Here is a 25,348-nt window from a genome sequence, read left to right as displayed (position 1 = left end):
CGGCGTCTATACTTTGCGGATAACTGCTTGTCCAGGACGATAAAATTACAACTGCAGGATGGACTATGAAGCTGGGTAAAAAGAAAGATGCCGACGCGTCCGTTGATGAAAAGCCATCAAAGAAGGCTGTAAAAAAGGAAAAGGTCAGTGCCTCGGGGCCCAAACTCAAGCGGCTCAATTCCGTGGCGGTCAACCAGTCACTGGTCGTGGTTCTGGCGGGCGTGGTTGCCGTTGCATTGCTTCATTTTCTGGTGGTCCAGCCTTCGGCCGAGGAGCGCTTCCAGTCATTGAAAGTCCTGGAAGCCGATGCCGCAGCGCTTCGCCTGAACCAGTATTTTGACCAGGTCCAGAAAAGCGTTGATGGTCTGGCCACCCAACCGCACGTGATTCAGGCGCTTAACAACCGGAATGAAATATCGGCAACCGAGGTGCAGCTGGCGGATTCATTGCCCGGCATTGAGGCGGTTCATCTGTTTCCCTACCGTGACATTCCACGCACCTCCAGCAGTGAGGGCCTGCTGGGCTTCTCCGGGCTTGAGCTGGCCCGGCGCGCCGAAACCGGCCAGCGACTGTTTCCCGACGCGTTTCCACGGGATAACCGGTGGTTTGTCCAGATGGCAGCCCCGGTTCGCAATCCGACCAGCAATGCGGTCATCGGCAGCCTGCTGATTATCTTCGACTCCGGCCAGATCCAGCCGTTGCTGCAAGTGGTCAACTCCAGCCTCGGTGGTCAGCTCGCGCTGGTGCAGACCGTGTCCGGCTCATCCCGGACCGTGGTCAGTAACGGCAATGGCTCCGGAAACGCAGAGTCCCGCAGGCTCACCAATCCTGACTGGACAGTCACCTACACCCCGGCCCGGTCGTCGGCTGCGCCAGTGGATACGGTGATGATCGCTATTCTGGTCGGGGTTCCCGCACTGATTGCCGCCATCATCGTCTGGGTTCTGCTGGGTGGTGCCCAGAAAGGTCTGCGTCAGGATGTGACAGCACTGATCCAGTGGGCCCACAAGGTGTTTGGCGGAGAACGGGTGAAACTGCCCACCTTCCGCTGGGATATGGTGGCCTCAACCGGTGAGGTTCTGTACCGGTTGTCCCAGGTTGTCGACAAGCGGGTTTCGAAGGCCGGAGAGTCGGCAAAACCCAGGCAGGCCGGTTCCGGAAAGTCTGGCGGTGGTGCCGCCAAGGGCGGCGATGAGCCTTTGTTCCAGGACAAGGACATGCCCGATATCGACATGCTTGATGGCGATGAGGACGTTCTGGGCTTCGGCAGCGGCGATGATACCGTCTTTGGTTCCGGCGACACTCCGGACGTGGAAGAGGTGGCCCTGCCTCAAGTGGAGCTTTCCCAGGATATTTTCCGGGCCTATGACATTCGGGGTATTGTCGGCGAAACCCTGACCGCCGAGGGCGTTGAAGTCATCGGTCGGGCCATCGGTTCGGAGGCCCGGGAGCGCGGTGTCGACAGCCTTTGCATTGGTTATGACGGCCGCCATTCCAGCCCGGATTTGGCCGATGCCCTGGCACGCGGTGTCATGGCAGCCGGGTGCAACGTTATTCACGTGGGTGCCGTGCCCACACCGGTCCTCTATTTTGCCACCCACGAACTCCAGACTGGCTCTGGCGTTATGGTGACCGGCAGTCACAACCCGGCCAACTATAACGGCCTGAAAATCATGTTGGGTGGCGAAACCCTTTCAGGTGAGGCCATCCAGAAACTGTATCAGCGCATCCAGACCGGAGATTTTGCCAGCGGTCGGGGCAGCCAGAGCACCGAGGATGTGCGCCGTGCTTACCTGGACAGGATTGTTGGCGATATTGCGGTAGCGGCACCGCTCAAGGTGGTCGTCGATGCCGGCAATGGCATTGCCGGGGAGCTGGCACCCATGCTGATCGAGGAGCTGGGCTGCGAAGTGATTCCGCTCTACTGCGAGGTGGACGGTGACTTCCCGAATCACCATCCCGACCCAGGTAAGCCAGCGAATCTGGCGGATCTGATTGCCCGGGTTGAATCGGAAGGGGCCGATATCGGTTTGGCCTTCGACGGCGATGGTGACCGTCTCGGTGTAGTAACCAATTCCGGCAAGATTATCTGGCCGGACCGGCTGATGATGCTGTTCGCCCGGGATGTGGTTTCACGTAATCCGGGGGCTGATGTCCTTTACGATGTGAAGTGCAGCCGCAGGCTGGCCGGGGTGATTTCAGAAGCCGGGGGCCGACCGATCATGTGGAAAACCGGTCATTCCCTGATGAAGGCAAAAATGAAAGAGACTGGCGCTTTGCTGGCCGGGGAAATGAGTGGTCATATTTTCTTTGGCGAGCGCTGGTACGGGTTTGATGACGGTCTGTATTCTGCGGCCCGCCTGCTGGAAATTCTGGGCATTGAGGATCGTCACAGCGATGAAGTTTTCGAGGATTTCCCGGATGACATCAGTACGCCAGAGCTGAATGTCGAAGTGACGGAAAGTTCCAAGTTCGACATTATCAAACGCCTCGGCGAGTCCGGGGATTTCGGTGACGGCAATATCAGCACCATCGACGGCATCCGGGTGGACTACGCCGACGGCTGGGGGCTGTGCCGGGCATCGAACACCACGCCAGTGCTGGTTCTGCGCTTTGAGGCGGAGACCGAGGATGCACTGGAACGTATCAAGTCTGTGTTCCGGGACCAGCTGCAGAAGGCGGCGCCGGATCTGGTGGCGGATTTCTGATCCGTTGGCCTTCAAACGGTTTGCGGGCACTTATTAATTCAGGATTAACAAGGCAAAAACATGGCGCTGGATCGTGAAACAGCAATGCAGGTAGCCTCGGTACTGAGCCGGGGTCTGCCTTATATTCAAAGATTTACCGGTAAGACCGTGGTCATCAAATATGGCGGTAACGCCATGGAGAACGAAGACCTGAAAAGCAGTTTTGCCCGCGATGTGGTGCTGATGAAGCTGGTGGGTATCAACCCGATCGTGGTCCACGGTGGTGGCCCCCAGATCGGAGAGCTGCTGGAGCGGCTGAACATCCAGTCACGGTTCGTCAACGGCATGCGGGTGACCGATTCCGAAACCATGGATGTGGTGGAGATGGTGCTGGGTGGTCAGGTCAACAAGGAAATCGTGTCACTGATCAACTCCCATGGTGGCATGGCGGTGGGACTGACCGGTAAAGATGCCAATCTGATCCGCGCCCGCAAGCTGGAAGTGGTCAACCGCTCGCCCGAGCTGGAGCGGCCGGAAATTATCGACATCGGCCACGTTGGTGAGGTTGCCAGTGTGAACGTGGACGTGATTGACATGCTCACCCGCAGCAATCTGATTCCCGTGATCGCACCGATTGGTGTGGGGCCCGACGGCGCCTCCTACAACATCAACGCGGACCTTGTGGCGGGCAAAGTGGCCGAGGCCATGAAAGCCGAGAAACTGATTCTGCTGACCAACGTGTCCGGGCTGAAGAGCAAGGACGACAAAGTGCTCACCGGACTGACCGCCAAGCAGGTCAACGATCTGATAGAAGACGGCACCATTCACGGCGGCATGCTGCCCAAGATCCGGTGTGCCCTGAGCGCGGTGGAGAACGGCGTGCGGACGTCGCATATTATCGACGGCAGGGTCGCCCATGCGTGTCTGCTGGAGATCTTCACCGATGAGGGTGTCGGCACCCTGATTTCCCGTAACTGACGACACCCGACAAGGAGTCTCCGGATGAAGCGCCTGCTCGCGACGCTGGTAGTACTGGTTCTGATCGGCTTTGCCGCGTTCAAGGCAGGTGTCTGGTGGCTCGCAGACCAGCGCATGGCCGAAGCGCGACAGGCGCTGGAGCCGCACGGTGTGCTTCATCGGGGCAGTATCAGTTCCGGCATTGAGGGCCGTCTGGTTCTTAATGATGCCAGCTGGCAGGATTTCGAACATACCCAGCCGCTGGACATAACCCGGGCAGAGCTTGATACCGGCTCCCCCGTCAGCTTGCTGTCTGCTCTCGTCGATCCGACCAATCTGCCGGCCCAGTGGACCCTGCGACTCGATGGCCTTGGCCTGACGCTGGACCCGACCATGCTTCGGAACTGGGTGACCGCAGAGGGCGCCAACAGTGATGGTGACCCGGCGCTGTTTGCCCTTTCCTGTGCGCCAGATCCCCGTCAGCAACTGGGCAGCGGCGACCTGATCCGGATGGGAATCACAGCGCTTGCCGGAGACGGCTTCGTTCGCCAGACCCCGGACAGACTCCACGCCGAGCTGAACACCATCAATACCGGCAGCCTGGAACTGGACTGGCCCGAAGCCCGGGTCCGCGTACAGGATTCGGAGGTGTCGGTCGCCAGTGGTTCCAACCCCATGAGTTTGACCGTTCGGGACGGCGGCCTGATGCGCCGCATTGCCGCCTATTGTTCCCGCGAAGCCGGCATTGAAACCGGCGAATGGGCCGGGCGCGCGGTTGAGTCGCTGGCTGCCGGGCTTGAAGCCCGGGGCCTGGCAGCCAGCGGCCAGTTGAAAGCACTATACCGCCAGTGGCTGCTCGAGGGCGGTGAGCTGACGGTCAGCTTGCAACCGGATCAGCCCATGTTCGGGGTTCCCGTCAGAGCGGATGAGAACGATGGCGAGGGCCTGAGCTGGCCGGTTCGTTATAATGGGGCAGGCGTGCCAGACGTCTATCTGGCCGAGGCAGAGCCTGTCGTTCAGGAAACGCCAGAGGTGGCGGTTGAGCCGGTGGTGCCACGGGAAGATCCTGAGACCGAGAGCTGGTATCCCGCGGACCTCGAGAATGCCGGTCAATGGATCGATCGCCGGGTGCGGGTAACGCTGTCCAACGACAATGTCGTGGAGGGCCGCCTGGTAAGCGTGAGCGAACGTGAGCTGGAAGTGGCCCGCGTGGTAGCCGGTGGTGAAGTCGCCTATCCGATGTTGATCCGGGCCATCGTCAACTTTGAAGTCTGGCGTCGTGGCCGTGCACAATGATTCCACTGGGAATCTGAGAGGAAATTATGTCGCAGTCCGATAGCAAATCCGCAGCGGTGCCGGGCATTCGTGACATGCTTGCCCGCCTGATATCGCTGCCTTCCATCAGCAGCGCGTCGGCGAAGTGGGATCACAGCAACGAACCGGTGGTGCGAACCCTGGCGGAGTGGCTGGAAGCCCTCGGGTTTACCGTGGAACTCCTGGAAGTACCCGGTATGCCCGGAAAGTTCAACCTGATCGGAACCCTGGGCAGCGGCCCGGGCGGTCTGGTGCTGTCCGGCCACACCGACACGGTGCCCTTTGATGACAAACGCTGGCAGAGCGACCCCTTTACCCTGACCGAGCGGGACAATCGCTGGTACGGGCTGGGCACCTGCGACATGAAAGGCTTTTTCCCGCTGGCCATCGAAGCGGCCAGGGCCTTTGTGGATGAAGACCTCAAGCAGCCCCTGATCATACTGGCCACGGCCGACGAAGAGAGTTCCATGGATGGCGCCCGGGCCCTGGCCGAAGCCGGCAAGCCCAAGGCCCGCTATGCGGTCATCGGCGAGCCCACCAGCCTGAAGCCGGTGCGCATGCACAAGGGCATCATGATGGAACGGCTGAAGTTCGAGGGCCAGTCCGGTCATTCTTCCAACCCGGCCCTCGGCCGCAATGCCATGGAAGGGATGCACGAAGCGCTCACCGAATTGCTGGCGCTTCGTTCAGGCTGGCAGGAAAAGTACCGGAACCCGAACTTCGAGGTACAGTTTCCAACCCTGAACCTTGGCTGCATCCACGGTGGTGACAATCCAAACCGTATCTGTGCCCAGTGTGAGCTGCACTTTGATCTGCGCCCCTTGCCGGGCATGAACATGGAAACCCTGCGCCAGGCCATCCTGAGCAAGGTTCAGCCGATCGCGGACCGCCGGGAACTGTCCCTGGAATTCGAGCCGCTCTTTGACGGGGTTCCGCCCTTCGAAACTCCGGCCGATGCCGCTCTGGTCAAAGCCTGCGAGAAACTGACTGGCCATACCGCTCATGCCGTTGCCTTCGCCACGGAAGCGCCCTGGCTCCAGAAGCTCGGCCTGGAAACCCTGGTCATGGGGCCCGGATCTATCGATCAGGCGCACCAGCCCGATGAATTTATCGAGCTGTCCCAGCTTGATCCAACCGTTCAAGTACTGCGAGGGCTGATCCGACAGTTCTGTCTCTGAGTGTGGCGCAGGCACTTCCGACGCCTGCGGAGAGTCCTGGCGGGGAGGGTGTGCCAAAACCGTGGAGCGCCAGGGATGGCGGGACCGAGCCCTACAGGGACGTATTTACGGGCGTGTTTTGGCACACCCTCCTCGACAGGACTCGGCAAACTCCTCAAGATAAAGTACCTGCCTTTAGAAGATAACGAGAGACCAGGAGAAAGGTTTGAAATCAAACGACTGGCTGCATGGATTCCGCCATTCATCCCCTTACATCAACGCCCATCGCGGGCGGACGGTGGTATTGACCATTCCGGGGGATGCGATTGAACACGGGAATTTCATCAACATCATCCATGACATCGCGCTGCTGAGCAGTCTTGGTGTGCGGCTGGTCGTTGCCTTTGGAGCCCGCCCGCAAATCCAGACGCGGCTGGATGCTGCAGGAATCGAATCGTCGTTTTCAAAAGGTTTGCGGATTACGCCGCAAGAGCACCTCAGCATGGTGATGGAGGCCGTCGGTGGCCTGCGTGCCTACCTGGAGAGCCACCTTTCCATGGGTTTGGTGAATTCGCCGATGCATAATGCCCGTATCCGGGTGAGTGGCGGCAACTATGTGGCTGCCAAGCCCGTGGGTGTGCTCGACGGTATTGATTTTGGCCATACCGGCAAGGTGCGCCGGGTGGATGTGGCCGGGATCGAGAAACTGCTGGAGCTTGGTCACATTGTCCTGTTGCCGCCCATGGGCTATTCGCCCACCGGGGATGCCTTCAACCTCTCCTACGAGGATGTTGGCAGCCAGGTGGCAGCGGCACTGCAGGCCGAGAAGCTGATGGTGTTTATTGATGATCCCGGGTTACAGGAAGAGGACGGTACTTTGATCCGGGAGCTGTCGGCGCGCCAGGCGTCCGATCGTCTGGCGGCCGGTGCGGTGACCGGTCACGATGCCGACTTGCTGCGAGCTGCCTGTGATGCCTGTGTGAAGGGTGTGCGTCGCGCCCACATCATCAGCTATGTGGATGACGGCGCCCTGCTGAAGGAGCTCTTCACGCGGGATGGCGCCGGCACGTTGGTCAGTGGTGATCACTACGAGCAGTTCCGCCAGGCCCGGGTCGAGGACATCGGCGGGATTCTGGAACTGATCCAGCCGCTGGAAGAGCAGGGCATTCTGGTTCGCCGCTCCCGGGAGATGCTGGAAACCGAGATTGACCGCTTTGTTGTGGCGGAGCGCGACGGCACTATCGTGGGCTGTGCCGCTCTGTACAGCTACCCTGAAGAGGGTGCCGGCGAGTTGTCCTGCTTCGCGGTAGACCCGACCTATCGCCGGGCCGGGCGGGGCGATGAGATTCTGGCAATGGTGGAGAAGCTGGCCAGGGGGCAGGGTATCCAGAAGCTGTTCGTGCTCACCACCCAGACGGAGCACTGGTTCCGGGAGCGGGGCTTCCAGCCTTCGACAGTGCAGGCCCTGCCCGGGCCGAAGCTGGCTGCCTATAACACCCAGCGGAACTCAAAGGTGTTCTTCAAACCGCTCTGACAGGGCGGCCAGATGTTCAGTCCTCTGGGGTTCCGGTTGCTCTGACAGCGTCTTGACGGCCTTGTAAAAGTCCGCAAAGTCGTAGCCTGCATTCCGAAGCATCTGACGGAACGCCGGTACGTGCTGGTTGTACTGACGAAACAGCGCCAGGTTGGCATTGTTCAGGCTGACTGGTACCGGTCCGAACGGGCCCGGTTCGGACCACTCTGCGGAAAGTTCCTGATAGGCAAGAGCCAGCTCTTGGTAAATGGCCGCCTTGCGATTCCGCAGTTGCTGGTCTGGCAAGACGTCCTGCTGAGCATAAAGAACGTCCAGCCGGGCACTGAAGTCTTCGACCAGGGAGAGCGTCTGGTTTCGGCGAGCCAGGCGGTCCAGTGCCTCCTCGAACTGGCCGGGTTTGCCCTGGTCCGATAGCCAGAGCCTGAGCCCTTCCAGCTCCACCGCGGTGGCAAAGCTTTCGTTAAATGCCGTGTCATCGGCGATGTAGACCACCCGGTGTGCCAGCTCATGGAACATCAGGGCGACCATGCGATCCTCCGCCAGTCGGGTAAAGCCGGTGTGCAGGGGGTCATCGAACCAGCCGAGGGTGGAATAGGCCGTCACGCCGCCGATAAACGTGTCGAAGCCCTTGTTGCGAAACTGCGACTCCTCGGCACGCGCATCCGCCAGGCTGTAGTATCCCCGGTAGGCCTGACAGCCGAGCACCGGATAGCACCAGCGGTGCGGTTCCAGGGAGAACTCCGGCACAGCCACCAGGTTCACCACTACCCAGGGTCTGTCGAGATCCACGTAGTCGCTGAAGGCTTCTCCCACCGGCAGGGCCAGTCGTTGACCGGCGAATTCCCGGGCCTGTTGCGCTACCGTGAGTTTTCCCCGAAGGTCCACCGGCGTTGAGGTGTCGGAGAGAATGTCGTCGACCGGTTCCGCCGACATCATCAGGGAGAGATGGCCACTGACAGCCTGCGAATAGTAGCCAATGGTCGAACAGCCGTTAAGCATTGTTACCAGTAGCAAAAGTAGATAGATCTGACTAAGCTGTTTCATGGGTCAGGATGTTATAGTGGATTGGTTTGCCTGTGGGGGCCAGGCCGCTATAGTACAATCATGGTCTCTATAGTAGCAGCCGGTGGCATCCGCCATCGTTTCAGGGACGTGAGCCGGTACCGGGCGCTGTGTTCGGTGATCGTTCCGGCTTTGCGAGATATCAGGTAGTTCATGGATCCGAGAGAACGTCGTAGCAGCCCCCGCCAACCAATCAAGCTTGTCGCCCAGATTGATCTGGGAACCGGTGAAGCCTGGCCGTGTCAGATCGCCGATTTCTGTGCGGAGGGTCTGTTCGTCCGCTATTCGGGTGAAACCTCGAAGAAGCTGGATCGGGCGTTTGCTTCCGGCATACCCCCAGAACTGGTGATACGTTTTCGGGGTCTGGATGGTGCGCGCCGCCACGAGCTTCATGTCAGTATTGTCCGTCGCATCGATGGCGCCATGGGGGTCAATTTCAGCAGGCCCAACCCGGTAGCCGTGGATGCCATGCTGCAGCAATGCGGGGGCTCCCGAAGTCAGGATCGCTCCTCGCTCCGCGCGCCCAGTGACCGCGTACAGTTTGTCCTGCACCAGTCCGCCAAGGCGGTGACCCAGTTTATCGAGCCGTTGATGGACGCCTGTTTCGTGCAAATGGTGGAGGGTCTCAAACTGGCGGCCCAGAGAGCGGTAAATGATCAGCAGGCCAATGAATACATGGATGCTTCGGGCCAGATTCAGGCCCGGCAACGGGTCATCTGGCATCAGATGGCTCGCAGCCTGGAATCACCACTTAAGCCCGCCCCCAAGGGGTTTCCGGGGTCCGAGCTGTCCGTGGTCGACAAGGGCGAATTCGAGGACTGGTTGACGATCCGGGTGATGGTAACCAAGGCGGATACCCAGTATCGGGGCGATCTGCTGCAGCTCAAGCTTCGCCTGGACAAACTTGGCATCGCGAACGCCACGGGACACCACAATCCCCTCGGGCCCTCCCTGGTCTGCGAAGCCTTCCATAATGGCCTCAGCCAGCTCAAGGCGACCCGGGAGGTGGAGAAAGTCTGTCTGCGGGTCTTTGAGCAGACCGTGTTGCAACAGCTGGGACCTCTTTACAAAGAACTCAACGATATTCTGATTCGTCACGGTGTTCTGCCGGACCTGGATCTCAGCAAGTATCTGAGCGAGCAGGCCGGGGCAAAGCCGGAGACACAACAAGAGCCCGCGGAGCCCGAGCCGGTTGCCGCGGAGAGTGCTGCTGCAGAGTCAAAGCCGAAGGCGGGTGCCGAAGACGCCGGACAGCCCCAGTCTCGTCGCAGAGCCGGCATGCTGGGGGGCGAGTTTCGGGGTTATGCCCAGGCGGCCCAGACTGCGTTCGCCACGGTGCGTAACCTGCTGAATACCCTGAGCGCGAGCCGTGTGGCCCGGGGCGATCCGGAGCCTTTGCCGTTCCAGCCCAATGCCAGGCCTCTGTCGTCCGGAGAATTCCAGCGAGAACTCCAGCAGCTGCAATCTCAGCCCGTGGATACTGGCGAGGAGCTGGCTCCCCTGAAGGAGCGGGTGGTAGAGAAAGTAAAGGCAAGCGGTGATAACCGGCTGGATGAAGAACAGCAGGAAACGGTCGATGTGGTCGACCGGTTTTTCAAATCGGTGGTGGAAAGCCCGAAGCTCAGCGAGTATGCCCAGCAGCGCATGCGGCAGCTGGAAGTGCCCGTTCTCAAAGTTGTCATGAGGGACCCTGCGTTCTTTGACGATCAGGATAGCCCGGTACGCGGGGTGATGAACCGTCTGGCCCAGCTAGGGGTAAAGGGCGGGCGCATCAATCCGGTGGTTCAGCGTCGCGTGGATGAGCTGGTAGAGCGCATTACAACGGACTTCGAGCAGGACACCGGGGTATTCGAGCAAACGGTCCAGGAACTGGACACCCTGATTGATCGCCAGAATCTTGTCTATCGCCGGAATGTCGAGCGAGTGACAGCGGCCGCAGAGGGGGCCCAGAAGGTAGCCGAGTCAAAAAAGGCTGTGGCCGATGTTCTGGACAACAAACTGGGTGGGCGCAAGGTGCCAAAGGCGGTAATCAGCCTGTTGGATGGTGGCTGGCGGGATCTGCTTTCGCTGACCTGGATCCGGCAGGGGCCTGACAGCCAGCTGTGGCATGATTACCTGGCCGTTATCGATTCGCTCCTATCCTTCGCTGATGATCCGAACAGCTCCATTAATCTGCCCGAGCTGCTGCGGGTAATCCAGGATGGTCTGGCCTCTATTTCCAGCAACCACATGCCTTCTTCGCAAATCCGGGACGAGCTCAAGCAGTTCCTGGTTCGCAGTCCGCAAAAAAGCCCCGAACTGGTTGAAGTGCCAGTGGCAAAACCGGAGCAACCGGATGCCAGAAAACTGTCCGACCGGGAGCAACGAAGTCTTCAGCGCTGGATCAACCGGGCGCAGAAATTGCGAACCGGCGACTGGCTTCGCGACCAGGAAAAACCGGACGAACCCCAGTACATTCGTCTGGTCTGGGTGGCCCGCGGTTTCAGCCGCTTTGTCTTTGTGAATCACCAGGGCATGCGAGTGGTGGAATTGGAGCTGGAGTCCCTGGCCCGGCAGATGCGAAAAGGCATCATCGTGCCTGATAGCCAGTATGAACGCCCGCTGGTGGACGAGAGTATCGATCGCATGGTCCGCAAGGTCTATGACCAGTTGTCCTGGGCCTCCACCCATGATGAATTGACCGGCCTTCTCGGGCGTCGCGAATTCGAGCGCATGCTCGATCAGCAGTTGGCCCGTCGGGAGGATGAGCGCTCCCTCGTGCGCCTGGATCTCCGCAGGTTCCGCCTGCTGAACGACACCGCCGGCTACCAGGCCGGTGATGAGACCCTGAAGCGGGTTGCCGATATCCTGCGCAGCCACGTCGGTGACGGTATGCCCGTGGCCAGACTTGCGGGCAATGAGTTTGCCATGCTGGTGCCGTCCGAGAGTGCCAGCGACGCGGCAAGAGATCTCATCCGGGCAGTGGAGGCCGCCGAGTTCAGTTTTGGTGGTCGCGACTACCGGCTCTCAGCCAGCGCCGGTGTGGTCCCCACGTTGCCGGCCCTGGTCAGTGCTGAACGCTGGTTACGGGCGTCGGAGCAGGCGCTTGCCGCGTCTCGCCAGCAGGGCCACGGGAAGGTTTCGGAGTATGCCCTGGACGCCGATGACCAGGCCCGTCAGGAGCAGATTGCCGCCAAGGTTGCCAGCCTCAGCGACCTGAATGAGGAGCGCATGCTGCTGCGTTGCCAGAAGATCATCCCTCTGCATGCGAAGTCCTCCATGGCTGCGCAGTATGAGGTGCTGATCAGCATGTACGATGACGAGGGCAACCTCATTACCGGTCGGGACTTCGTGCGCATGGCCGAGCGTTATGACCGTATGCAGGCCGTGGATCGCTGGGTTGTTGGTCACATGCTGGACTGGCTCAGGGAACAGGCGCCGGACCCGAGGCATTTCGGCGGCGTCTGCATCAACCTGTCCGGCTATTCCATGAATGACCAGTCGCTGCTGGAGTTCATCTACGAAAAGCTGAGTGAGAAAGATGCGCCTATCGAGCGGCTGTGGTTCGAGATTACCGAGGCCTCGGCGATTAACGACGTCCAGTCAGTGGCAGACTTCATCATTGAGATGAAAGAACTTGGCTGCCGGTTCTGTCTCGGCAACTTTGGCAGTGGCCCCAGTTCGTTCGAGTTCATGCGTTCGTTACCGGTAGACCTGATTAAGATCGACAGCGCCTTTACCGGCCAGCTGTCGACCAGCGAGACTGACCGGGCAATGGTGCGCTCAATGGTGGATATGGCCCACTACATGAACCGGGAAGTGATTGCCTCCCAGGTTGAATCCCGGGACGTTCTGGACATGCTCCGACAGCTGGGTGTGGACTACGCTCAGGGCTTCGTGGTTGAAAAACCCCGTCTGCTCGACAGCCTAACCTGATTCCGGCAACCTGCCTCTATGTCAAAACGTCATCCCATCATCGCGGTTACCGGTTCGTCCGGAGCGGGCACCACGACCACCGGCCAGATTTTCAGCCGGATGTTTGCCAGTGAGGGGCTGAACGCCGCAATGGTCAGCGGTGACAGTTTCCATCGCTACAACCGTGAACAGATGGCCAGGCTTGCGGCCAAGGGCCAGTTCGGTGAGCGCAACCACTTTGCGCTGGCCGCCAATCACATCGACAAGCTGGAAGCACTGTTCTACGACTACGGCCACACCGGCAACGGTCGGTATCGTCAATACGTTCACGATGAGGATCGCAGGCTGGTTGAAGCCGGGCACAAGCCCGGCACCTTCACGCCCTGGGGGCCTTTGCCCGCCGATACCGATCTGCTGTTTTACGAGGGGCTTCATGGGGGTGTGGTCAGCGAAACCTGCAATATCGCCCAGTATGTGGACCTGCTGATCGGTGTGGTTCCGATTGTGAATCTTGAATGGATCCAGAAGATCCACCGGGACACGCACAAGCGGGGCTACAGCCAGGAGGCGGTGGTGGAAACTATCATCAACCGCATGGATGACTATGTGCACGACATCGTGCCCCAATTCTCGCACACCCACATCAATTTCCAGCGCATTCCCCTGGTCGATACTTCCAACCCCTTTGTCGTCCGGGAAGTTCCCACTGAGGACGAAAGCATGCTGGTGATCCGGTTCCGGGATCAGTCAGAGGTGGACTTTCCCTATCTGCTGCAGGTGATTGCAGGCAGCAGCCTGTCGAGACACGACACCCTGGTGGTTCCGGGCACAAAAATGCCGCTGGCCATGGACCTGATCGTACGGCCGATGGTGCAGCGGCTGATGGCAAGAAAGCCGTTTGCCTGAGGCCGTCAGGCCGTCAGGCGTCCATCCCGGTAATCCCGGAGCGTCTGTTCGATCTCTTCTCGGGTATTCATCACAAACGGACCATACTGGACCACCGGCTCGCCGATCGGTTTGCCGGCAATCAGCAGGAGTCGCGCTCCGGCTTGCCCGGCATGGAGTTCGATCTGGTCGCCGTCGTCGGAAAGAACGTTGGCGGCGCTTCGCTGCAGCGAGCTTTCCCCCAGGCTCGCGCTACCCTCGTAAAGATAGAGCATGGCGTTGTGGCCTTCCGGAAGGAGCAGTCTCAGGCTCCCATCGGATGCCAGGTGAATATCCGCGTAGATCGGCTGGGTGGTGCGATCGGGCATCGCCCCTGCATGGGCCTGGCCATCGATCTGTAATGAGCCGGCAATGAGCTTCAGTTTGCCACCGTCGAAGGCAAGCTCCGGAATCTCTTCCGGCTGGATGTCCCGGTAGCCGGCCTTCGTCATTTTTTCCGCCGCTGGCAGGTTCAGCCAGAGCTGAAAACCGCGCATCACGCCTTCTTCCTGCTGGGGCATCTCCGAATGGATGATGCCGCGACCGGCGGTCATCCATTGCACACCACCATTGCGCAGGTCGCCCCGGTTTCCGAGATGATCTTCATGCAGCATGTGCCCCTCGATCATATAGGTCACGGTTTCGAACCCCCGATGGGGGTGCGAGGGGAAGCCTGCGATATAGTCGGCGGCCTCGGCGGAACCAAACTCGTCCAGCATCAGGAACGGGTCAAGGCGAATGTTCTGTTGCTGGCCAATGGAACGCTTGATGCGCACGCCGGCACCGTCGGACGTTTCCAGGGCGGGTATGATCTGTTTCAGGGAGCGCAGGGTCATGATGTCCTCCTCTCGTTAGCTCTTGGCTCTATTTAAACGGGATGGGAGGAGAGAATAAAACGCAGAAATCTGGGGGGTGACATCAAAAAAACTGAAGGACCCGTGACGCCCCGGGCGGGGCGCCACAGGAGGCGATCATTCGACGTTGCGGGAATAGAAGATTTCCAGCATTTCCCGACGCAGACGGTCCTCGATGGACTGCGCTTCGGCGGGATCAAGATCACCGGCGTTCACCCCGAACACATAGTTATCGAGGTTGAAGTTCTTCAGCATCATCTTGGTGTGGAACAGGTTCTCCTGGTACACGTTCACATCGATCATCTGATACGCGTTCTGGGTATCTTCGGTCAGGTAGTTCTGGATCGAATTGATATCGTGATCAATGTAGTGCTTGGTGCCGTCCACATCACGGGTAAAGCCGCGAACCCGGTAGTCCACGGTAACGACATCAGAATCAAAGCTGTGGATCAGGTAGTTCAGCACTTTCAGCGGTGAGATCAGGCCACAGGTGGATACGTCGATGTCAGCGCGGAAGGTGCTCACGCCATCGTGGGGATGGCTTTCCGGGTAGGTGTGCACCGTGACGTGACTCTTGTCCAGGTGGGCCACGATGGTATCCGGCAGCGGTCCGGGAGACTCTTCGTTGTCGGGCTCTTCGCCATTGGTGAGCTCGTGCTCGGCGATCAGCATGGTGACAGATGCGCCATGGGGCTCGTAGTCCTGACGCGCGATGTTAAGAACGTTGGCGCCGATAATCTTGACGACGTCGGTCAGAATCTGGGTCAGGCGCTCGGCGTTGTACATCTCGTCGATGTAGTCGATATAGGCCTTGCGTTGTTCTTCGGTCTGCGCATAACAGATGTCGTAGATGTTAAAGCTCAGGGATTTGGTCAGGTTGTTGAAACCATGCAGCTGGAGTTTTGATTCCATGCTCAGCCCCTCCGGATCGTGGAGATGAATGACTGCAGAGCTGCATTGCTGAGCTCTGCCGAGGCCGCCACCGACTACTGACCGGGTTGTTCACCTTTTGCGCAGACCGGCGGAGAGGGTGCGTATTATGCACACCGCAAGTGACGTTGAATAGTATTCGCAATGACATTTTAGCATTCGTGATTTCCCCTGCATCCGGCCCGGGGAATCGGTCCATGAGCGGCCCTGGCGAGATTTCTCACACGTGTTATGACGCCTGGTGAACCTCGTAGCTGTGACTGATCTCGACGCCGGCCTTCTCAAGCATGATAGATGCGGAGCAGTACTTTTCTGCCGACAGGCCCACGGCCCGCTTGACCAGATTGTCTTTCAGGCTGTTTCCGGTTACTACGAAGTGCAGGTGAATGCGTGTAAACACCGCCGGAACCGCGTCGGCCCGCTCTGCTTCGAGCTCGGCGTGGCAAGCGGTCACGTCCTGGCGGCTTTTCTTCAGGATGCTCATGACGTCGAACGCCGAACAGCCTCCGAGCCCCATCAGCAGCATTTCCATGGGGCGCGGGCCCAGGTTCTCACCGCCGTGGTCTGGCGGGCCATCAAGCTGCACGCTGTGGCCACTGCCGCTGGTGGCTTTGAAACTGGCGTTGCCGGTCCAGTCTACGGTTGCTTTCATGGGACGACTCTCCGTTGTGATGACGCGGGACCAACTGGTGTGTTGGCCCCGATAAAGATGACCTGTGGCCGGATGCTAGCACAACCGGCTTCGCCAGGCAGGCCGATCTCGGATACATGTTGTATACTCTTTCCGGTTGCCCGCAACAGACCTTCTTGTTATAAGTTGCGCAGTTTTGCAGTAAAAAAGAACGAACCCGCAAGGAAAGCCGGGTGCATAACAAACATTGGGACCCGCCAGTATCTGAGGAGGCACGACTCGCATTATGGCCACTATCGTCAAGCCGGTTGAGCAGAAAACAAAGCATCTCGACTATTTCCTTTCGCAGTGCCATCGCCGCCGTTACCCAGCCAAGAGCACGATTATCTATGCCGGGGACAAGAGCGATTCCCTGTTCTACATCGTCAAAGGCTCGGTGACGGTTATCATTGAAGACGACGATGGTCGCGAGATGATCATGGCCTACCTGAACGCCGGTGACTTTTTCGGTGAAATGGGACTGTTCGACAACATGGATTCCCGCAGCGCCTGGGTAAAGGCCAAGACCGAGTGCGAAGTGGCGGAGATCAGCTACACCAAATTCCGTGAGATTGCCCAGCAGGATCCCAGGGTTCTGTATTTCATTGGTGAGCAGATGGCTTCCCGCCTCCGCCAGACCACGCGCAAGGTGGGTGATCTCGCGTTCCTGGATGTGACCGGTCGGGTCGCCCGCACCCTGCTGGATCTCTGCAAGGAACCGGATGCCATGACCCACCCGGACGGCATGCAGATCAAGATTACCCGCCAGGAAATCGGCCGTATCGTGGGTTGTTCCCGGGAGATGGTTGGACGGGTTCTGAAGACCCTGGAAGATCAGGGCCTGGTTCGGGTCAAGGGCAAAACGATGGTGGTGTACGGCACCCGCTGAGTCTCCGTATAGCAGAGCATCGATGTAGCAAGAAAGGCCGCTGATATCAGCGGCCTTTCTGGTTGGGGCAGGGGCGCCGGTGTCAGTCGGCCAGGGCCACGGACTTGATCTGCATCCACACCTGCCGGCCGGGTTCCAGAGCCAGCTGGTCAACAGCCCGGGTGGTCAGTCGGGACATGACCGGTGTGGGTCCGGCGAGCAGGCGGACGATACTGACGCCGGGGGTAACGTCCGGCTCAATCCGGTCAATGGTTGCCGGAACCAGGTTCTGGATGCTCTGGTCAGGGTTCTCTTCCAGAGCCAGGCTGATGTCCCGGGACAGCAACTGGATCCGGACCCGATCCCCGATTTTCATGCCGTTGTCCCGGCGCAGCCACAGGGAGCCACCGTCGAACTCAAAGCGCGCCAGGTGCCAGCGCTGATCCAGTTCTCTTATTGTCCCCTCCACAAGCACGCCCGCGTCGTCCTCGAGACGGAACGGGTTATCCATGCGTGCAAGTGTCTCCCGGGTCGGCCCGCTGGCTAACACCTTGCCGTCCTCCATGACCACCAGATGGTCGGCGAGCCGGGCCACCTCTGCGGTAGAGTGGGAGACATATACGATCGGGATGGCCAGGGCGTCCCTAAGACGCTCCAGATAGGGCAGGATGTCGTGTTTGCTGGCTTTGTCCAGGGCTGACATCGGTTCGTCCATAAGTAACAGCCGGGGACTGGTCAGCAGCGCGCGGGCTATCGCTACCCGCTGGCGCTCGCCCCCGGACAGGCCTGCGGGCATACGGTCCAGGTGGCCGCCGAGTCCCAGCCAGTTCACTGCCTCGTCAAACCCGATCTGCCGGTCCGTGGCCGGAATACGCCGGTATCCGAATTCAAGATTCTTGCGCACGGTCAGATGGGGAAACAGGTGGGTTTCCTGGAATACATAGGCGAGGGGACGTTTATGAACCGGCAGGAAAGTATCAGCGCTTTGCCAGTGTTCGTCGAGAACGGTCATGGCTCCCTCTGCGCGGTGAAGGCCCGCCATACAGCGCAAAACAGTGGTCTTGCCGCAGCCGGAATGCCCGAACAGGGCGGTGATGCCCGTGCCGGGCAGGGTCAGGTCAACGTCCAGACCAAACCCGGGAAACGCGCAACGGAAGCGGGCAGAGATGCTTTTCTTTTCGCTCATCTCAGTGCTCCCGACCGGGCCTTACCGTTGAGAGCGTAGAGGGTGACCAGAACCACGAAGGAGAACACCACCATGCCGGCAGAAAGCCAGTGTGCCTCGGTGTATTCGAGGGATTCCACGTGGTCATAGATAGCAACGGAGAGAACTTTGGTTTCCCCGGGAATGTTACCCCCGATCATCAGAATCACGCCGAACTCGCCAATGGTATGGGCGAAGGTCAGTACGGCGGCAGTGAGGAAACCGTTGCGGGCAAGGGGCACGGCAACAAACAGGAAGCGATCCCAGGGCGCGGCGCGAAGCGTGGCAGCGACCTCGAGGAAACGGTCGCCAACCGACTCGAAGGCATTCTGCAGCGGTTGCACCGTAAACGGCAGGGAATAGATCACGGAAGCCACCACCAGACCCTCGAAGGTAAACGGCAACAGCCCGATGCCGAGCGACTGGGTGACCTGGCCAACCCAGCCTTCCGGCCCCATCACCAGCAGCAGGTAAAAGCCAAGGACCGTGGGCGGCAGAACCAGAGGCAGCGCGACCACGGCCGCCACCGGCTGGCGCAGCCAGTGCCGGGTTCGGGCGAGCCACCAGGCGATGGGCGTGCCTATCAGCAACAGCAGCAGAGTGGTTGTCGTGGCCAGTTTCAGGGTCAGCCAGACTGGATCCCAGTAGGTTTCAAACATCAGTTGATCGCGTCATGTCCTTGGTCGTAACCATAGCTCCGGATGATGCCGATGGCAGTATCGGATTTCAGGAAATCCATCCAGGCGCGGGCTGCTTCATTGCTGGCGCCCCGGTTCAGCAGGATGGCCTGCTGGTCAATGGGCTGGTAATAGGCCTGAGGCACCTGCCATAGGGTGCCGGCATCCTCGTCCCAGACTTTCACCTGGGAAGCGGCCACGAAACCGGCCTGGGCATTGCGACTGACAACAAACTGGAACGTCTGGGCTATGGAATCACCGCGGACCAGTTTCGGTTGCAACGTTTGCCATTGGCCGATGTGCTCAAGAACCTGCTGGGCAGCCAGGCCATAGGGTGCGGTTTTCGGGTTGGCGATGGCCAGTCTGGCGAAGGGTTGCTGCTCCAGATAGCGCGGGGCATCCTCAAATGCATCGGGCGCCGGACTCCAGAGCACCAGCTTGCCCCGGGCATAGGTAAAGCGGGTTCCGTTGACCCCGGCCTGGGCCTCTTCGATCAGCTCTGGCCTGAGCACGTCGGCCGCCATGAATACGTCGAAGGGCGCGCCGTTCCTGATCTGGGCGTAAAGTTTGCCGGTAGAGCCAAAGCTGGCGGATACCCGGTGACCGGTTTCCGCTTCAAAGTGCCTGGTCAGTTCCCGGGTGGTATCGGTGAAGTTTGCGGCCACACCAATACTGACTTCGCCGGCGATGGCTCCGGAAGCAAAACTGAACAACACGCACAGGCAGGCGAAAGCCCGGGTTATTGGGTGGCAGATTCTGGTGCGGCGTTCATGGGGCTCTGGCATGGAGCAGGGCTTTCTGTTCGGCGGTTGATTGGGCAGACGCATTGTCCCTATGCAGGCACAGGGAATGCAAGTATTGCCACACCTCGTCCCGGTTGGTTTCGTTGAGCATCTCATGGCGCCCGCCCTCAAACAACCTCAGGGTCACATGGCCAACGCCCGCCTCTCGAATGGCCTGAAAGTGCTGGCGCACGCCGCGACCCATTTCACCAACCGCGTCCGCCGTTCCAGAGAACAGGTGCACAGGCAGGTCTTTGCGCCAGGTCGGCGGTTTGATGGCCAGCATGCCGCCGATAAAATCCAGCCAGAGCCCGGTTGAGCATTGGAACCCGCAAAGCGGATCGGCAACGTAGGCGTCAACCTGGTGCGGATCGCGGCTGAGCCAATCGGCATGGGTCCGGTTGGGGCGGAACCGGCGATTGAACTGCTCAAACGTCATGCGGGTAATCAACGGGCTGCGGTGCCGCTTGCCCCGGAGCAGTCGGATCAGGCCGATCAGGGCCCGGGATGCCAATAGCTGGCCTCGATCAATCCGGTTGGTGGCGCTCAGGATCAGGGTATCCAGGGAATCACCGTGCCTCTGGGCGTAACCCTGGGCAATGAACGAGCCCATGCTGTGGCCCAGCAGGTTGACCGGCAGCCCGGGAAACTGTGAACGGGCGTGCTGGACCACCTGGTGCAGGTCGGCCAACACGCTGGCCCAGCCGTTCTGGTCCGCATAGTGCCCCAGGTTCTCGACTCCTGAATTCGGGCCATGGCCCCGGTGGTGAAAGGTGATAACGGCCATGCCGCGTTCGCAGAGCCAGCGAGCGAGGGACTGGTAACGGTCGCCATGCTCGGCCATGCCGTGGCTGATGATCAGAAGGCCGGTGGGAGCCGTCGGGGTAAAGACTGTTCCGGCTATACTGTGGTCATCACCACTGCTCAGCGTCAGAGGGTGTTCGTTCGTTGTCACGACCCGGTTCCTTGTTGTTTTTCTCCGCAGCCGGGCGTTGCCACTCCGGCGGTTTCCATAGATGGGTAAGGCGAGACAATAATCCGCCGGGCTGTGCCATGTCGCGGAACAGGTCCACGTATTCGTGGGTCCAGAGCACAATCAGGTTATTGGAGCGAACAGGCCGGGTGATGCCGTATTCGGGCGGATCCTGGGCATTTTCATCGACAAACGTGCCGAACAGGCGATCCCACACTATCAGCGTGCCGCCGTAATTACGGTCGATGTAGCCGGGATTTCGGCCATGATGGACGCGGTGATGGCTGGGCGTGTTGAACACCAGTTCGATCCAGCCGGGCAGCTTCCCGACCAAAGTGGTGTGAATAAAGAACTGGTAGACCAGCGACAGGGCATAGGCTACGCCGATCCAGACAGGATTGAGTCCCAGCAGCGCCAGGGGCAGGTAGAACACCCACATGCCGTTGAAAATGTTGGTGGCATTCTGGCGCATGGCAGTGGAGAAGTTCATCCGCTCGGAGGAATGGTGAACCACATGGGCCGCCCAGAACCAGCGTACCCTGTGACTGGCCCTGTGCATCCAGTAGAAACAGAAGTCCACCCCCAGAAAAGCCAGCAGCACGGTGAATCCGTTCAATTCCAGATCAAACAGCCGGTAGTGGTAGCACAGGGCATAGACAGGGAAGGCAATGAGGCCGGCGAAGAGCAGTTCGGTCACCTGATAGCCGGCGCCTAGGGCAAAGTTTCTGACCGCCTCACGGGTATCCATCAGCTGCGGATCGTGGCGAATCTTCAGGTATTCCCACAGGGTAACGCCCACAAAAACCGGTGTTGCAATCACAAAGATCAGTTGGCGTTCATCCAGCGCCAGCCACGGCGCAGCCATCGCCCAGAGAGAAAGCAGGCCGCTGTCTTCCAGTACGGCCAGTATCATGTCGGTCAAAGCCATCGGGTTTCTGCCGGTTTCCTCATCAAGTCCGTTTATTCTGGCACGTAACCCGGAAACCGGAATGTCGGTTCACGCCAGATTGGCTAACGGATTCCGACAATCCGGTACTCAGCCTGGTCGACGGTTGTCTTCGTACACTTTTTCCAGAGCCCGGATCTGTGGCTGCCACTTGTCCAGCCAATGTTTGATGTCTTTGGGAATTCGCGCAGTTTTCGGCCATGGCACCGGATACTGTGCGGGCTGGAACATGGGTGCAAACAGGGCGGCTGCGGTCAGGTCTGCGCGCGAAAACTGGTCGCCGGCCAGGAAAGGCCTTTCGGCGTAGATGGCAGCCAGCTCGGTGAGCAACTCTTCCATGACCTGGCGGGACTTTTCAGAGGTTTTTTCGTTGATCTTCATCCACTGACGCATGACTTCATCAACCCGGCTGAAAGCAAGGCTGAGCAGTATCCGGTTATAGAAAGGCGTTCCCGCGGCCAGCATGGGCACCACAATTTTGGGGCGCTGCAGGAAGTGGTGGTAGGAATAGCAGCGGATAGCCGGCCCCGCTTCCTCGTCAAGCCGGCGCTCCCAGGCCAGCGCCTGCTCACGAACGTCCGGGTCTGCCGGTGTCAGCGGGTGCTCGGGAAACGTCTGGTCCAGGTAATCCAGAATGGCGGCCGAGCCCTGAACCACGTGGCCGTCATGGTCCAGTACCGGCACAGAGGAGGCTTCACCGGTCAGTTTCCGGATGGTTTTCACATGTTGTCCCGGCAGCAGGTTCACCGTTTCGTAGTTGAGCCCCTTGTAGTCCAGGGCCCAGCGTATTTTTTCGCAGTAGTGGGAAATGGCAAATTGGTAAAGTTTCAGTGCCATGGAGTGTCTCCTTGGTTCAGCGTTCTAGCATACTGCCGGTGGGGCGGTATAAGAAGTCCCATCTGATGCCCATGGTGGCCTCATCGGTCGTTGGGTTCTAAACTGTAGGCCGAAAAGACGCTCACAAGGGAACTGACCATGCACTCACGACGAGTTTTGATGTTGTCCGTCGTCACTGCGGCGAGCCTTGCCATCTCCGCCTGCTCCTCTCTATCCAAAACCAGTCAGCCGGTTTCCGCGAGCTATGCTTGCGGGCAACTCGATATTTCCGTCTCCGGCACCGACGACAGCGATCTGATCAGCATCGACTATCTGGATCGACGTATTCTGCTCAAGCCGGAGGTAAGTGCCTCGGGCGCATTGTACGTAACCCCCGGCGACGAGCAGACGCGGTTCTGGAGCAAGGGTGAAAAAGCGACCCTGACAGTGAAGGGGCAAACCTATCCGGAGTGTTTGCAGCCTGGCGATCTGGAAATGCCGTTTGAGGCGCGGGGGAATGAGCCTTTCTGGCACGCGACGCTCGAAGGCGGTGAGCTCTTGATAACACGGCCTTTCGAGGAACAGGGAACCCGTCGGGTACCGGTTGAAGTCAAAACAGCCAACCGGCATGGGCGGACATTTGTGGCGACGCTGGCAGATCTCCCCATTACCCTGACAGTCGCCCGTCAGCTCTGTGACGACAGCATGTCCAGGGCTCAATATCCCGCGCAGGTGCGCCTGCAGGTCGGTGATGATGAGTTCAGGGGATGTGGTGGTGATCGCCAGCGTCTGTTACGGGGCGCAATCTGGGTTGTTGAGGATCTTGCGGGCGCAGGCATCATCGATCGGTCCCGGATCACGATCGAGTTTCTTGAGGGCAATCGGATCGCGGGCAGGGCGTCTTGCAACCGATACACTGGCACCTATGAACTCAGGGGAGAGGGCATGGCTATAGGCCCACTGGCATCAACACGGATGGCCTGTGCGCCCGCGCTGATGAATCAGGAGGAGCGGTTTCTGAACCTGCTGGACCAGGTGAATTCAGTGCGGATCGGGCAGCAGGGCCAACTGCTGTTGTCGACACCGGGCGGTGAGTCTATCCGGGCGTTTCAGTCTGACCACGACAGTCCATAGCGCGTCAGGATCTCTGCCACCCGCCCACTGCTTTGCAGGGCTCTCGCTCCCTCTGACAGGAGCGCTGCGAGCTGGGCGGAATCACGGCCGATCGGTGAAAATGCAACGTAGATCGGCGACTCGTGGATCACCGCGGCCATTCGCAGGCTTTCCGTGTTGTTCTCCTGCTCCAGTTGCCACTGCATCACATAGCGGTCTTCCGGGAATACGTCAGAGCGCTGCTGGTGCAGGAGTTCGATTGCCCGGCTCAGTGGTGCCGGCCCGGACAGCACCCAGACCCGCTCTGGATCGTCCTGGTACTTCTCGATATAGCTGTCCAGTTCCGGTGAGTAAGCGTAGCCGTTGATCGCCAGCAGCTTGGATTGGCTGAGTGAGTCGATGCCAGCGTACTGCCAGGTGTTGTCAGGGTGGGTGTAGAGCGCGATCGTCGAGTAACCAGTAGCGGCGTCCGGAAACACGAAGTCCGGCGCATCCCCCGGAAGGGCTCCGACAACCGCATCAATATACCCGTCCCGGGCCTGTTGCAGGGCCCGCGCCCAGCTCATGTTCACGTACTCGACATTGATACCGTAGAGGCCAAACGCCTCCCTGGCAATATCTATCATATAGCCTTCGTGCTCGGAGCCGGCTATACAATTGTGAGGACACCAGGGATCAGCGGCAATGACAACGCTTTGGCGCGGCTCTGTGGGAGCCGGCGCAGCGGGAGCGGTCTTCGTTGCCTTTGCCGCTGTTTCAGGAACCAGCGGTGGCGGGTCCTCTGGCTGCGAGCAGGCGGCAAGAAAGAGCGCGATGGAAAGAACCAGGGTTTTTGCCATGGTGATAAAACCGGGATGCCGATGACGTCGGCTCTCCCTGAAGCATAGACCCTGGTCGCGGTTTTGTAATGGCTAAAAGCCCCTAGGCTGCGGTTTTGTTCCTGTCAGCCGACGCGGCGGTCGGCACCAGCGCCCGGGCGAGGTCTTTCATGTGCAGGGTGCCCACGTGCTGATCGTCCCGGACTACCCGGAAATTCAGAGACATATCCCCGTCGGATTTCAGCAGTACCGTTTCAAGGTTGTCCTTTTCCGAGATGTCACCGGCGAACGTGGAGTCACCGTCATCCGGGGGACTCATGACCGATCGTACCCTCAGCACCCGTGCCCGATTGATATCGCTGATGAAGTCGACGATGTAGGGATCGCCGGGATTGAGCAGGATTTCCTGGGGATCTCCCTGCTGCACTACTTCGCCATCTTTCAGGATGACCAGGTGGTCGGCCAGTTTCAAGGCCTCATCAAGATCATGGGTGATGAACACGATGGTTTTCTGCAGTTCTTCCTGGAGCTCCAGCAACAGGTCCTGCATATCGGACCGAATCAGCGGATCCAGTGCCGAGAAAGCTTCGTCCATCAACATGATCGGGGCGTCGGACACCAGGGCTCGGGCGATGCCCACCCGCTGTTGCATGCCACCGGACAGCTGGTGTGGATACTGGTATTCGTTACCCTCCAGACCAACCCGCGCGAGCCATTTTCGGGCGTCGGCCTCAAAGTCCGATGTCGTATAGCCGCGAATGTCCTTGGCCATGCCGGCGTTCTCGAGCACGGTTTTGTGGGGCAGCAGGGCAAACTTCTGGAACACCATCGACATCCGCTCGCGGCGAAGCTTTCGCAGCTGCTCTTCGCTGTAGCTCATGATGTCTTCGCCATCGACACGGATTTCGCCGGCCGTGGGGTCGATCAGTCGGTTCAGGTGCCGGATGAGTGTGGACTTTCCGGAGCCGGAAAGGCCCATGATGACCGTGATCTCGCCATCGTGGATGTCCACGTTGATATCACGCAGACCGAGTACGTGTCGCTGCTGCTCCAGCAGATCGGCTTTGCCCATGCCCTTGCGAACATACTCCAGGGCAACATCCGGGGTCGGGCCGAAGATCTTGTAAAGGTTCCGGATCGAAATCTTGATGTCTTTTGCCATGGGGGC

21 protein-coding genes are annotated in these 25,348 nt (G+C 59.6%); 9 read left to right on the top strand and 12 right to left on the bottom strand.

The features are described from left to right. Positions 1–65 precede the first annotated feature (65 nt). The 5 genes from AC5JQH_RS07835 to argA all read left to right on the top strand — a co-directional run bounded on the left by AC5JQH_RS07835 (position 66) and on the right by argA (position 7,649). The gene (locus AC5JQH_RS07835) at positions 66–2,708 is read left to right on the top strand and encodes a phosphomannomutase/phosphoglucomutase (RefSeq protein ID WP_493805452.1); all 2,643 of its coding nucleotides are present in this window, start codon (positions 66–68) and stop codon (positions 2,706–2,708) included. Between the two features lie 60 nt (positions 2,709–2,768). Further along, entirely contained in the window at positions 2,769–3,665 is an 897-nt protein-coding gene (gene argB, locus AC5JQH_RS07830; protein WP_064229789.1) for an acetylglutamate kinase, read from the top strand. A 24-nt stretch (positions 3,666–3,689) separates the two neighbouring features. Beyond that, a complete protein-coding gene (locus tag AC5JQH_RS07825; RefSeq protein WP_493791098.1) occupies positions 3,690–4,940 on the top strand; it encodes an aq_1923 C-terminal domain in 1,251 nt (416 codons plus the stop codon). A gap of 26 nt (positions 4,941–4,966) precedes the next feature. After that, entirely contained in the window at positions 4,967–6,136 is a 1,170-nt protein-coding gene (argE, locus tag AC5JQH_RS07820) for an acetylornithine deacetylase (protein WP_493791099.1), read from the top strand. 205 nt (positions 6,137–6,341) lie between these two features. Continuing rightward, the gene (gene argA / locus AC5JQH_RS07815) at positions 6,342–7,649 is read left to right on the top strand and encodes an amino-acid N-acetyltransferase (RefSeq protein WP_008173448.1); all 1,308 of its coding nucleotides are present in this window, start codon (positions 6,342–6,344) and stop codon (positions 7,647–7,649) included. Here the strand turns inward: argA and AC5JQH_RS07810 are convergent. Then, positions 7,623–8,693 carry an aminopeptidase gene (locus AC5JQH_RS07810; protein WP_039881999.1) on the bottom strand — a complete coding sequence of 357 codons (1,071 nt, stop codon included), beginning with the start codon at positions 8,691–8,693 and terminating at the stop codon, positions 7,623–7,625. The genes argA and AC5JQH_RS07810 overlap by 27 nt on opposite strands. 171 nt (positions 8,694–8,864) lie before the next feature. Here AC5JQH_RS07810 and AC5JQH_RS07805 point away from each other — a divergent pair, with 171 nt between their 5' ends. Both AC5JQH_RS07805 and AC5JQH_RS07800 read left to right on the top strand, forming a co-directional pair. After that, positions 8,865–12,626 (top strand): DUF1631 family protein, encoded by a 3,762-nt coding sequence (locus AC5JQH_RS07805; protein ID WP_493805451.1) that lies wholly within the window; start codon positions 8,865–8,867, stop codon positions 12,624–12,626. Positions 12,627–12,644: 18 nt separating this feature from the next. Beyond that, positions 12,645–13,511: a phosphoribulokinase gene (locus AC5JQH_RS07800; protein ID WP_008173441.1), complete on the top strand. Its 867-nt coding sequence runs from the start codon at positions 12,645–12,647 to the stop codon at positions 13,509–13,511. A 5-nt stretch (positions 13,512–13,516) separates the two neighbouring features. Here the strand turns inward: AC5JQH_RS07800 and AC5JQH_RS07795 are convergent, their stop codons facing one another. The 3 genes from AC5JQH_RS07795 to AC5JQH_RS07785 form a co-directional block, all read right to left on the bottom strand. Beyond that, positions 13,517–14,365, bottom strand: a complete 849-nt coding sequence (locus AC5JQH_RS07795) for a pirin family protein (RefSeq protein ID WP_008173439.1) — start codon at positions 14,363–14,365, stop codon at positions 13,517–13,519. 135 nt (positions 14,366–14,500) lie between these two features. After that, positions 14,501–15,295, bottom strand: a complete 795-nt coding sequence (gene speD / locus AC5JQH_RS07790; RefSeq protein WP_008173437.1) for an adenosylmethionine decarboxylase — start codon at positions 15,293–15,295, stop codon at positions 14,501–14,503. Between the two features lie 247 nt (positions 15,296–15,542). Next, positions 15,543–15,965, bottom strand: a complete 423-nt coding sequence (locus AC5JQH_RS07785) for an OsmC family protein (protein ID WP_008173433.1) — start codon at positions 15,963–15,965, stop codon at positions 15,543–15,545. Positions 15,966–16,230: 265 nt separating this feature from the next. On the opposite strand from AC5JQH_RS07785, the gene crp reads away from it, so the two are divergent. After that, complete coding sequence (gene crp / locus AC5JQH_RS07780) at positions 16,231–16,872, top strand: cAMP-activated global transcriptional regulator CRP (protein WP_007153756.1); 642 nt, start codon at positions 16,231–16,233, stop codon at positions 16,870–16,872. An 82-nt stretch (positions 16,873–16,954) separates the two neighbouring features. Here the strand turns inward: crp and modC are convergent, their stop codons facing one another. The 6 genes from modC to AC5JQH_RS07750 form a co-directional block, all read right to left on the bottom strand. Beyond that, a complete protein-coding gene (modC, locus tag AC5JQH_RS07775) occupies positions 16,955–18,037 on the bottom strand; it encodes a molybdenum ABC transporter ATP-binding protein (protein WP_008173427.1) in 1,083 nt (360 codons plus the stop codon). Then, positions 18,034–18,714, bottom strand: a complete 681-nt coding sequence (modB, locus tag AC5JQH_RS07770; protein WP_008173425.1) for a molybdate ABC transporter permease subunit — start codon at positions 18,712–18,714, stop codon at positions 18,034–18,036. Before modB ends, modC begins: the two co-directional genes overlap by 4 nt. After that, positions 18,714–19,517: a molybdate ABC transporter substrate-binding protein gene (gene modA, locus AC5JQH_RS07765; protein WP_008173423.1), complete on the bottom strand. Its 804-nt coding sequence runs from the start codon at positions 19,515–19,517 to the stop codon at positions 18,714–18,716. The genes modB and modA overlap by 1 nt, the downstream gene beginning before the upstream one ends. Beyond that, positions 19,501–20,469, bottom strand: coding sequence for an alpha/beta hydrolase (locus AC5JQH_RS07760; protein ID WP_008173421.1), 969 nt, complete (start codon positions 20,467–20,469; stop codon positions 19,501–19,503). Before AC5JQH_RS07760 ends, modA begins: the two co-directional genes overlap by 17 nt. Beyond that, positions 20,429–21,415, bottom strand: a complete 987-nt coding sequence (locus tag AC5JQH_RS07755) for a sterol desaturase family protein (RefSeq protein ID WP_008173420.1) — start codon at positions 21,413–21,415, stop codon at positions 20,429–20,431. The genes AC5JQH_RS07760 and AC5JQH_RS07755 overlap by 41 nt, the downstream gene beginning before the upstream one ends. A gap of 108 nt (positions 21,416–21,523) precedes the next feature. Then, positions 21,524–22,270: a glutathione S-transferase family protein gene (locus AC5JQH_RS07750; protein ID WP_008173418.1), complete on the bottom strand. Its 747-nt coding sequence runs from the start codon at positions 22,268–22,270 to the stop codon at positions 21,524–21,526. A 138-nt stretch (positions 22,271–22,408) separates the two neighbouring features. On the opposite strand from AC5JQH_RS07750, the gene AC5JQH_RS07745 reads away from it, so the two are divergent. Next, positions 22,409–23,383 carry an META domain-containing protein gene (locus AC5JQH_RS07745; protein WP_227497823.1) on the top strand — a complete coding sequence of 325 codons (975 nt, stop codon included), beginning with the start codon at positions 22,409–22,411 and terminating at the stop codon, positions 23,381–23,383. On the opposite strand, the gene AC5JQH_RS07740 is transcribed toward AC5JQH_RS07745, so the two are convergent. After that, positions 23,359–24,201, bottom strand: coding sequence for a substrate-binding periplasmic protein (locus AC5JQH_RS07740; RefSeq protein ID WP_008173414.1), 843 nt, complete (start codon positions 24,199–24,201; stop codon positions 23,359–23,361). The two genes, AC5JQH_RS07745 and AC5JQH_RS07740, sit on opposite strands and share 25 nt — an antisense overlap. Positions 24,202–24,283: 82 nt before the next feature. Further along, complete coding sequence (locus AC5JQH_RS07735; RefSeq protein WP_008173413.1) at positions 24,284–25,342, bottom strand: quaternary amine ABC transporter ATP-binding protein; 1,059 nt, start codon at positions 25,340–25,342, stop codon at positions 24,284–24,286. Positions 25,343–25,348: the final 6 nt, after the last annotated feature.

This window comes from Marinobacter sp. H13 (genome assembly GCF_059072335.1).
The sequence above is the reverse complement of the archived record's forward strand: the minus strand, read 5'-3'. Positions and strand labels throughout refer to the sequence as shown.

Excerpts from the sequence above, each read along its gene's own strand:
- AC5JQH_RS07795 (WP_008173439.1), bottom strand. The coding sequence starts at position 14,365 with ATGACCCTGCGCTCCCTGAAACAGATCATACCCGCCCTGGAAACGTCC.
- AC5JQH_RS07825 (WP_493791098.1), top strand. The coding sequence starts at position 3,690 with ATGAAGCGCCTGCTCGCGACGCTGGTAGTACTGGTTCTGATCGGCTTT.
- modA (WP_008173423.1), bottom strand. The coding sequence starts at position 19,517 with ATGCCAGAGCCCCATGAACGCCGCACCAGAATCTGCCACCCAATAACC.
- modC (WP_008173427.1), bottom strand. The coding sequence starts at position 18,037 with ATGAGCGAAAAGAAAAGCATCTCTGCCCGCTTCCGTTGCGCGTTTCCC.
- AC5JQH_RS07800 (WP_008173441.1), top strand. The coding sequence starts at position 12,645 with ATGTCAAAACGTCATCCCATCATCGCGGTTACCGGTTCGTCCGGAGCG.
- AC5JQH_RS07735 (WP_008173413.1), bottom strand. The coding sequence starts at position 25,342 with ATGGCAAAAGACATCAAGATTTCGATCCGGAACCTTTACAAGATCTTC.
- speD (WP_008173437.1), bottom strand. The coding sequence starts at position 15,295 with ATGGAATCAAAACTCCAGCTGCATGGTTTCAACAACCTGACCAAATCC.
- AC5JQH_RS07785 (WP_008173433.1), bottom strand. The coding sequence starts at position 15,965 with ATGAAAGCAACCGTAGACTGGACCGGCAACGCCAGTTTCAAAGCCACC.
- AC5JQH_RS07835 (WP_493805452.1), top strand. The coding sequence starts at position 66 with ATGAAGCTGGGTAAAAAGAAAGATGCCGACGCGTCCGTTGATGAAAAG.
- AC5JQH_RS07750 (WP_008173418.1), bottom strand. The coding sequence starts at position 22,270 with ATGGCACTGAAACTTTACCAATTTGCCATTTCCCACTACTGCGAAAAA.
- argE (WP_493791099.1), top strand. The coding sequence starts at position 4,967 with ATGTCGCAGTCCGATAGCAAATCCGCAGCGGTGCCGGGCATTCGTGAC.
- AC5JQH_RS07810 (WP_039881999.1), bottom strand. The coding sequence starts at position 8,693 with ATGAAACAGCTTAGTCAGATCTATCTACTTTTGCTACTGGTAACAATG.
- AC5JQH_RS07755 (WP_008173420.1), bottom strand. The coding sequence starts at position 21,415 with ATGGCTTTGACCGACATGATACTGGCCGTACTGGAAGACAGCGGCCTG.
- modB (WP_008173425.1), bottom strand. The coding sequence starts at position 18,714 with ATGTTTGAAACCTACTGGGATCCAGTCTGGCTGACCCTGAAACTGGCC.
- AC5JQH_RS07745 (WP_227497823.1), top strand. The coding sequence starts at position 22,409 with ATGCACTCACGACGAGTTTTGATGTTGTCCGTCGTCACTGCGGCGAGC.
- crp (WP_007153756.1), top strand. The coding sequence starts at position 16,231 with ATGGCCACTATCGTCAAGCCGGTTGAGCAGAAAACAAAGCATCTCGAC.
- argB (WP_064229789.1), top strand. The coding sequence starts at position 2,769 with ATGGCGCTGGATCGTGAAACAGCAATGCAGGTAGCCTCGGTACTGAGC.
- AC5JQH_RS07740 (WP_008173414.1), bottom strand. The coding sequence starts at position 24,201 with ATGGCAAAAACCCTGGTTCTTTCCATCGCGCTCTTTCTTGCCGCCTGC.
- AC5JQH_RS07805 (WP_493805451.1), top strand. The coding sequence starts at position 8,865 with ATGGATCCGAGAGAACGTCGTAGCAGCCCCCGCCAACCAATCAAGCTT.